Raw genomic sequence first — 7,446 nt, 5'->3', positions numbered from 1 at the left:
CGCACGCCGTTGCCGGAGTGGCCCTGGTTGCCCATCTGCGTCGCGACGCCCATCTCGCGGGCCGTCAGCGTGAGCAGGCGCGCCTCGGCCACGGTGTGGGTCAGGGGCTTCTGCACGTACACGTGCTTGCCGAGCTTCATGGCCATGTAGGCCGCCGGCGCGTGGGTGTGGTCCGGCGTCGAGATCGTCAGGGCATCGATCTCGGGCATCTTCTCCAGCATGACGCGGTAGTCGTCGTACCAGGGAACGGAATGCTGCTTGCCGATTGCCTGAGCCTTGAGTTGCTCGACATAAGCCTTCATTTGTCCAAATCTGTGCCCGCCTCGATGCGAGAAAATGACCTTCATAAACCCGCGATTCTGTCTGGCTTTTCCATCCTCTGCAACGAAGTCCGAAGCTCGCTCCAGAAGCATACGACTCAGCCAATTGTAGAGAAACTGAGAAGACCCTCCGGTTGCAGCAACAACTCGGTCATTTCGATAGCCATGAAGCGTCCGTTTGTAGGAGCACACCGCAAATGCTCTAGCAGGGGTTTTTGCCAAGTACTCGCAAGCGGCCAGCCTCTTCGTATCGCTCAGGGCACGGTAATGTAGCACCTCTGACTGCCGCGCACCTATGTGTTGCCTCAAGCCTAGGTGGTCTTGTCGCGGTTTGGTGCCGGTCCTTTGATAGCGTAATGTGCAGCAAAGGAGATGAACCATGGGCACAGTCAGGACGGATGAATTTCGCAAGGACGCGGTGCGTATCGCACTGACCAGCGGGCTTTCACGCAAACAGATTGCCGACGATCCTTTGGCCGGTAGGCGATTTCCTTAAATCGCCGTAAGGCTGGGTGTCGGCATGTCGACTCTGAACAAGTGGATCACGGCACACCCGTTGCCCGGCAATGGTTTGCAAGGCAAACCATGAGAGGGGGGACACGGATGTGGTGTCGCATGAGGATCGCGAACTTGCGCTTGAGAACGAACGCCTTCGGCGCGAAAACCGCATACTGCGCGAGGAGAGGGATATCCTAAAAAAGGCCACCCAGTTCTTCGCGAGCCAAAAGCCGTAAGGTTCAGGTTTGTCGAAGAACACAGCGGGGCGTTCCCAGCCGAGCGGTTATGTCAGGTGATGAACGTAAGCCCTCGTGGCTTGCGGGCATTTCGTAGCCGCCCTGCCAGCCACAGGCAGCACATGGACATGGTCGTTCTGGCCCATATCAAGGAACAATCGCGCCTGAGTCTAGGCAGCTATGGCCGCCCACGGATGACCGAAGAACTGAAGGAAGTCGGTGTCGATGTCGGGCACCGCCGTGTCGGGAGGTTGATGCGCGAGAATGGGATCGTCGTTGAAAGAACACGGAAATTCAAAGCGACCACGGACAGCGATCACACGTTCAACATCGCCCCGAACCTGCTGGATCGCGACTTCCATGCACCCGAGCCAAATCGGAAATGGGCCGGAGATATCAGTTACATCTGGACCCGCGAGGGGTGGCTGTATCTGGCGGTGATCCTGGACCTGCATTCCCGGCGCGTGATCGGCTGGGCCGTCAGTAATCGCATGAAACGCGATCTGGCGATCCGGGCGTTGAAGATGGCCATTGCCTTGCGATCCCCACCGCGCGGCTGCATCTTCCACAGCGATCGCGGCAGCCAGTATTGTTCACACGACTATCAGAAGGTCCTGCGTGAGCATGGGTTCAAGGCGTCGATGAGCGGCAAAGGCAATTGCTACGATAACGCAGCAATCGAAACCTTCTTCAAGACGATCAAGGCCGAACTGATCTGGCGCCGCACGTGGGAGACCCGACGCCAGGCCGAAACCGCCATCTTCCAATACATCAACGGCTTCTATAATCCACGCCGTCGACATTCAGCATTGGGAGGCAAAAGCCCCTTGGCCTTCGAGCGCCAAGTGGCCTAAACGAGCACTCGGACCGGCACAAATACGTGACAAGACCAGTTTCTGGTACGTTTCGGTCATACCGTTGAGCATACTCTCTCTGCGTCCGATAATGCAATCTTATTGGACATTGTGGAGCCGACAAAGCTGCGGCGCTATAGGTGCATTTCTCTGGCAGAAAGCGCCGTCACAATATAAGCTGCCGACATGGGAAAACCGCGCGCCGAGCCTTTGGAAACCTTGCCGATGCTGCCCCCGCTGCCGGGCTGGATCGTCTCTGCGCCGTCCGAGCCGCCGGAGGCTGCGGCCTTCCGGTCCGGGGCCGCGCTGGCGCATCTGGGTCAGGCAATGGCGTCGGGGGATGTGCCTCTGGCGCTGTGGCGCGATCGTCTGGCCCTGACGGCGGCCGAGAACTGCGCTGCGATGGCGGGGCGAAGGGAAGGGCAGGGCGCCTTGCGCGATGCCCTGCACCTGACGGGACCGGGCGACGACCCCGGCCCGGCGGGGCGGATCGCACGGCAGTGGTCACGCGCGGCGGCGCGGCCGGTTTCGGTCGCGCATCTGGTCAATACGCTGGACGGAGTAACGGCAGAGCGGATCGCGCTTTGCCTTGATGCCACCGGACCGACCCCAGTGGACCGCGCGGCGCAGGTCGTCGAGGCGGTGCTGACCGATAGTCCGCGAGCCGAGGCCGCCGCCCTGATCCTGTCCGATGCCGCGTTGGCAAAAGCGTTGGGGGCAACGCATGTGCTGCCGCTTCTGGCGCTGACGCTCAAGCCCCGCGATATACGCTTGCGGGGCGATGATCTGCGGCTGGCCTGTCACCGCGCCGTTGTCTCTGCCGTTCGGCAGGCGCTGCCGCTGGCCGGCGATCTGGCCCGTGCGGCGGCCCGCCTTCGGGCAGTGGCCCCGAAGCTGCGCGCCAAGGCGGCGGGCCGGGCGGTCGATCTGTTCCTGTCGCGCGATGCGCTGGTGCCGGGGGCATTGGCCTTCATGTCGGATCGGGCCGCGCGACGGCTCTGCGACCGACTGGTGGCGCTCGGCGCCGTGCGCGAACTGACAGGGCGGGACACGTTCCGACTTTACGGGGTCTGAGCATGGGGCGGCGCGAGGACACAGAACTTGACCGCGAATTGGCCGTTCTTCCCCCTGAGCTGCGCTGGCGGGAATGGATGCGTCGGATCGAGGCGGTGCTGTTCGCAAGCACGACCCCGGTGGCGCGCGAGGATCTGGCGCGGGTCGTGGGGCAGGGGGCCTCAGTCGATCTGTTGATCGAGGATCTGGCAGTGGATCTGGAAGGCCGACCCTATGAGGTGGCACAGGTGGGAAAGGCGTGGATGCTGCGCACGCGCGCGGCCTATGCCCCAGCGATCCGCGCCGCGGCGGATGTGGACGGCCAAGCGCTGAACCTGTCGGAATACGATCTGGCCGTGCTGGCGGCGATTGCGTATCACCAGCCGATCAGCCGCGACGGGTTGAAGGACATCTTCGGAAAAGAGATCAGCCGTGACCTGATCGGCCGACTTGCCGAGCGGGACCTGATCGGCACCGGCCCTCGCGAACCCCGCCGTGGCGCGCCTCATACCTTCGTCACCACCGAGGCGTTCTTGGCTGCCTTCGGGATGGAGTCCTTGCGCGACCTGCCAGACCCCGAGCAATTGGACGATGCAGGCCTGGCAGGCCCATCGGGGGCCATGGAAGGTTAGGCGACCGGCCAGGCTTCAGCAGGAAATCAGCGACTTTGGTGAAGCCGGATTGCTGCCCGCAGCAAGGCGGCCAGATCAGGCTCTCTGGAGGAGGAGGCCGGCCCCGGCCCGGCAGTTTCGCCAAGCCGATCTCTGAGCGTCCCGACCAACCCCTTGTGGTTTTCGGAGGCGCGGGCCAGCCCGAGCCAGAAGGTCAGCGGGCCGCGTTCTGTGGGGTCTCTTACCTCGATCTGCCGCTCTGACAACCGCTGGAAGAAATTGTAGCGAACCCGATGCGACAAGAATGGGACCGTTGATGTCGCCGTTCTGACGGGCACTGGGTGTTTCATAAGCTGCACGGCAAGAGACTTCCGGTCGTCCTGCGCGCGCTCAGCGGAATCAAGGCGCAGCAGATCGTCGATCAGCCGCTCGAGGCGCCGGGCGCCCGTGCTTGCCGGGCCAGTCGGTTTTGCGAGAGGGGCGTCGCAGAAGGCGCAGTACTGTTGTGGCACGAGGCGAGCCTGACGAAATGGCGCAAGGCTCTGCCCACAAGACGGGCAACGGTCGCGCAAGCGGCAGCCATGGCGAAAGCAGGACACGCGGGTTGCCAAGGTCCAGCTCCGCCGGAAATAGGGCACCTCGTCTTCCCCCAGGCAGGAGGGACAGAACTGCAACCAACAGGACTGCGCCGTCGATGTCCCTGCATCTTGCGGCCGGGTCCGCAGCCGCAAGCGCAGGGTCGAGAGTGGACTGTTGGCCAGACAAAGACCGTCGATCTCGTCGGGGCAGATCGCCGTATGGTCGAGCAGCAAGCGACGAACAGAATCCGGCAGATGCCGGTCAAGTTGCGCCGACCATGTCTCGCCGGCCACCCCGAGCACCGCTCCAAAATAGCGCGGCGGCACACCATTGGCATGTGCAAGCCGATGCAGCCAGCTTGACAAAAGCTCCCCAGGAGCTGGCCGGACGTCCACCGGCCAGCGATGCCCCGCGGCCACTCTATAGCGGCGGGCCGGGGAGACGGTGATCCTCTGCGCACTGCTGGTCATGTCATTGAATGGCGCAAGGCCGAGTTCCGTCGCCGTGACAGCGGTACATAGCCGAGGGCCATGACGGTGCTGGACGTGATCCTTTCCTCACCGCTCTCAACAGCTGCCACCGCCGTCCGGGTGACGATGTCGACCACCTCGCCAATCAGCCCTTCCGACAGATCATGGATCATTTTGGCCAGGGGAGGTCGTGAGAGGTTTGAGGCATGCGCAAGCGGCATGCTGGCCTCGAGACTGTCGAGAAGCGTGGCGAAGTCTTCGTCGAATCCCCACCGTGACACTGCGACCGTATCGAACCGCGAGCCCATTTCTTCAGTGTCGTGCAATGCATCATAGACAGCGATTTCGCCGACAAGCACGGGCGAGATGTCATGCACGCGTGCGATCCGCCGCAGGAACGAGAAGATTGCCTTCACATCCTGTCGGCGTCCGCGCAGAACACTGTGGAATTCGTCGAAGATGAGCAGGCGCGGCTTGACGCTGTCGAGAAGATGATCGACCTGTTCGCTGGCGCGGGACAGACTACGCCAGCCGGCAGCTTGCGGGGCGCGCAGTCCGGACAGAATGCTGGCGTAGAAATGCGACAGGCCTGCCCCCTCCCGGGTCTGGATCACCCAGACCCTTTGCCGGTCGGCACGGCGCAGATGTTCGACGGCGAAGCGTTCGGCGATCATGGTCTTGCCGTTGTGATAGGGACCAGCAATCAACAAGCCGCGTGGACGGAGTGATGGCGGGCGTTCCAACAGCTGCCGCATCGCATCATGTGCCGCAGAGGCACCGGGATGGCCTATCCAGCGTGGCGCCCGAATATGAGCAATGCGGGTGGCAGCATCCGCATCGAGCAACGCTGAGGTTGATGGTAGGAGATGGTCGGCCATGCTACCAGGTCTCCACAGGAAAGACGCGGCGGGGTCGGTCAGGTTCTGGTCCGGTATGGGTCGCCTCCGAAACCTGCCCGACATTTTGATACGCCTTCGGCGCGTCTGCGGCGTGTCGGGCCCTGGTCATTTCCCGCAGGTGAGCCTTCTTGGATTTGGCCCCGGCGACGGTCGCCGCGATTTCCCGGCGCAGAAGCGTCTTTTCCTGCGCCGGTCGTTGTTGGCTCTCTCGCGTGCGCGCTCGGTCGGCTTCATGCTGCCAAAGGGTGATTGGCATGGTCATCCCATCCCGCCGCTTTACCGGACGCCAGATCCGCGTGTCGGGATCGGCGATGTAGATCCGGCTGATGTCCCGGGGGTCGTAGCATAGATCCAGAGGTGGCAACCGGTCACGGCGGGCGACGAGAGGCCCAAGCCATTGCTCGAAGTAGTCGATGGCGAACACGCTGACGCCCTGGGGAGAGATGCGGCGTGTTGTGCGGGGGAGAAAGTTGAGCAGGACTTGGTCAGGATCATCGATCGGCCGGTCCGTCGGTGGAAGTCGCAGCTCCCATTCGAGGCGAGGCACAGTCAGCTTGCGCGCGTTCTGGGTCTGGTTGTGATCGACGATTGCCAGGGCGATGCAACGCTCGAGGGCCGCGAAGGTCAGACTTGCCCTCTCATCGGACGAATAGTCGCCGCGATCCGCGATCGACCGTCCGGTCTTGCCAGGAAGAGAGCGAAGCACCGTGTTCACTTTTCCAAGGAGGCGCTCGACAACCCCACCTCGGTGAACTGTGCCCTTGTTCCGGGTTCGGACGGTGATCCCGAAGTCGGCGCATCCTTTCGTAAAGGTACTGCTCTGAAATTCCTTGGCGGAGTCCACGACGATCTGCTTAGGGCGGCCATGCATCACCCACGGGTGCGCGATCCCGCGTTCGGCCAGCCAGTTATCCTTGCTGCATATCGCGTGGGCAAGGCACAAGGCGACCGAGAGCCGGGACGGACGCTCGAGGGTCAGACAGAAGCCGATGATGGCACTCGTCGCCACATCGGCGGCGATGGTCAGATAAGGTCTGCCAACGAAGATGCCATGATCGTCGATCACCTCGACGAACTGGATGTCGGCCGGGGTATGATCGATCTGGACGACCTCAAGGGCGTGGGCGGCACGGATGTATCCCGGACGCGGCTTCAGGCGGTGAAGATGCTTGCCACCGGAAAGCCGCCGCCGCGCGATCTCCTCTGGGGTGAACACGCGCGGGATCCGCTTGGCCACAGTGACATAGGACGGGGGCTTGTACCCTTCGCTGTCACAGCGCGCACGGATTTCGTCGACGATGGGCGCGAGATCGGGTTGCTCTGGCTGCAGCCACATCTTTCGCAAAGTGTCGGAAATGATGGCTTCCACGCTGGCCGATATCCTCGCACGCCGCGCGCCATTCGTCCGAGGAAGAAGCGACGAGACACGGCGGTCCTCCCGATACCGGGCGAGGTGATTGTAGACCTGACGCGTCGAAAGGCGCAGTTCCACCGCTGCCCGGCTGACAGCCTCCCGCATCGGCAAGTCGCCATCGAGAACCCGGTCAAGTTCGCGAGCGATCCGAACCGCCTTCGACCAAGCCTCGTCTGAAGCGCGGTAAGCTGCCCGCTCCAAAGGCCGATCTTTGCTGAGCGCTGTCATGCCGCCGTGCCCTTCAAAACCTATTGAAGTCCATAATGAAATTGAAATCGCAAAGCAGAAACCCGCGCCACTTCCGGAGGTACCTTGCGGAAATCATGTGAAAACCACGCAGTGAAATCGTGAAGGAAAAGCGACAGCCGGACGAAGACACCGCGGCCGGGATCGCGGACCTGCCGCTGCCGGCGGCACCGCGCGGCGGGCTGGTTGCGGCGGCAGAGTGGCGGGCGGCGGAAGCGGCGCTGGCGCCAGATCTGGCGGAACTGGCCTTCGACACAGGGCGGCTG

Annotated in this window: 6 protein-coding genes and 1 pseudogene; 3 read left to right on the top strand and 4 right to left on the bottom strand. The window is 62.9% G+C overall.

Annotated features, from left to right (window positions below; translation table 11 throughout):
• The coding region (locus KBA48_RS31390; protein WP_292912611.1) for a Gfo/Idh/MocA family oxidoreductase at positions 1-302 on the bottom strand (302 nt) is incomplete at its 3' end.
• A gap of 397 nt (positions 303-699) precedes the next feature.
• Between KBA48_RS31390 and KBA48_RS31385 the strand changes: the two are divergent.
• The 3 genes and pseudogenes from KBA48_RS31385 to KBA48_RS31375 all read left to right on the top strand — a co-directional run bounded on the left by KBA48_RS31385 (position 700) and on the right by KBA48_RS31375 (position 3,593).
• Positions 700-1,908 (top strand): annotated as a pseudogene (locus KBA48_RS31385) (IS3 family transposase).
• 225 nt (positions 1,909-2,133) lie between these two features.
• Positions 2,134-2,982, top strand: a complete 849-nt coding sequence (locus KBA48_RS31380; protein WP_254915612.1) for a DUF1403 family protein — start codon at positions 2,134-2,136, stop codon at positions 2,980-2,982.
• A 2-nt stretch (positions 2,983-2,984) separates the two neighbouring features.
• Positions 2,985-3,593 (top strand): SMC-Scp complex subunit ScpB, encoded by a 609-nt coding sequence (locus tag KBA48_RS31375; protein ID WP_035714022.1) that lies wholly within the window; start codon positions 2,985-2,987, stop codon positions 3,591-3,593.
• Between the two features lie 26 nt (positions 3,594-3,619).
• On the opposite strand, the gene KBA48_RS31370 is transcribed toward KBA48_RS31375, so the two are convergent.
• The 3 genes from KBA48_RS31370 to KBA48_RS31360 are packed head-to-tail and all read right to left on the bottom strand — an operon-like array spanning position 3,620 to position 7,162.
• Positions 3,620-4,621, bottom strand: coding sequence for a TniQ family protein (locus KBA48_RS31370; protein ID WP_275897813.1), 1,002 nt, complete (start codon positions 4,619-4,621; stop codon positions 3,620-3,622).
• On the bottom strand, positions 4,618-5,499 hold the full coding sequence (locus KBA48_RS31365) for a TniB family NTP-binding protein (protein WP_035714025.1): 882 nt from the start codon (positions 5,497-5,499) through the stop codon (positions 4,618-4,620). Before KBA48_RS31365 ends, KBA48_RS31370 begins: the two co-directional genes overlap by 4 nt.
• Position 5,500: 1 nt before the next feature.
• On the bottom strand, positions 5,501-7,162 hold the full coding sequence (locus KBA48_RS31360; protein ID WP_292912610.1) for a transposase: 1,662 nt from the start codon (positions 7,160-7,162) through the stop codon (positions 5,501-5,503).
• Positions 7,163-7,446 lie beyond the last annotated feature (284 nt).

Origin of the sequence: Niveispirillum sp. (assembly GCF_017996735.1) — a bacterium.
In the GTDB taxonomy this organism is placed as follows: Bacteria; Pseudomonadota; Alphaproteobacteria; order Azospirillales; family Azospirillaceae; genus Niveispirillum.
The sequence above is the reverse complement of the archived record's forward strand: the minus strand, read 5'-3'. Positions and strand labels throughout refer to the sequence as shown.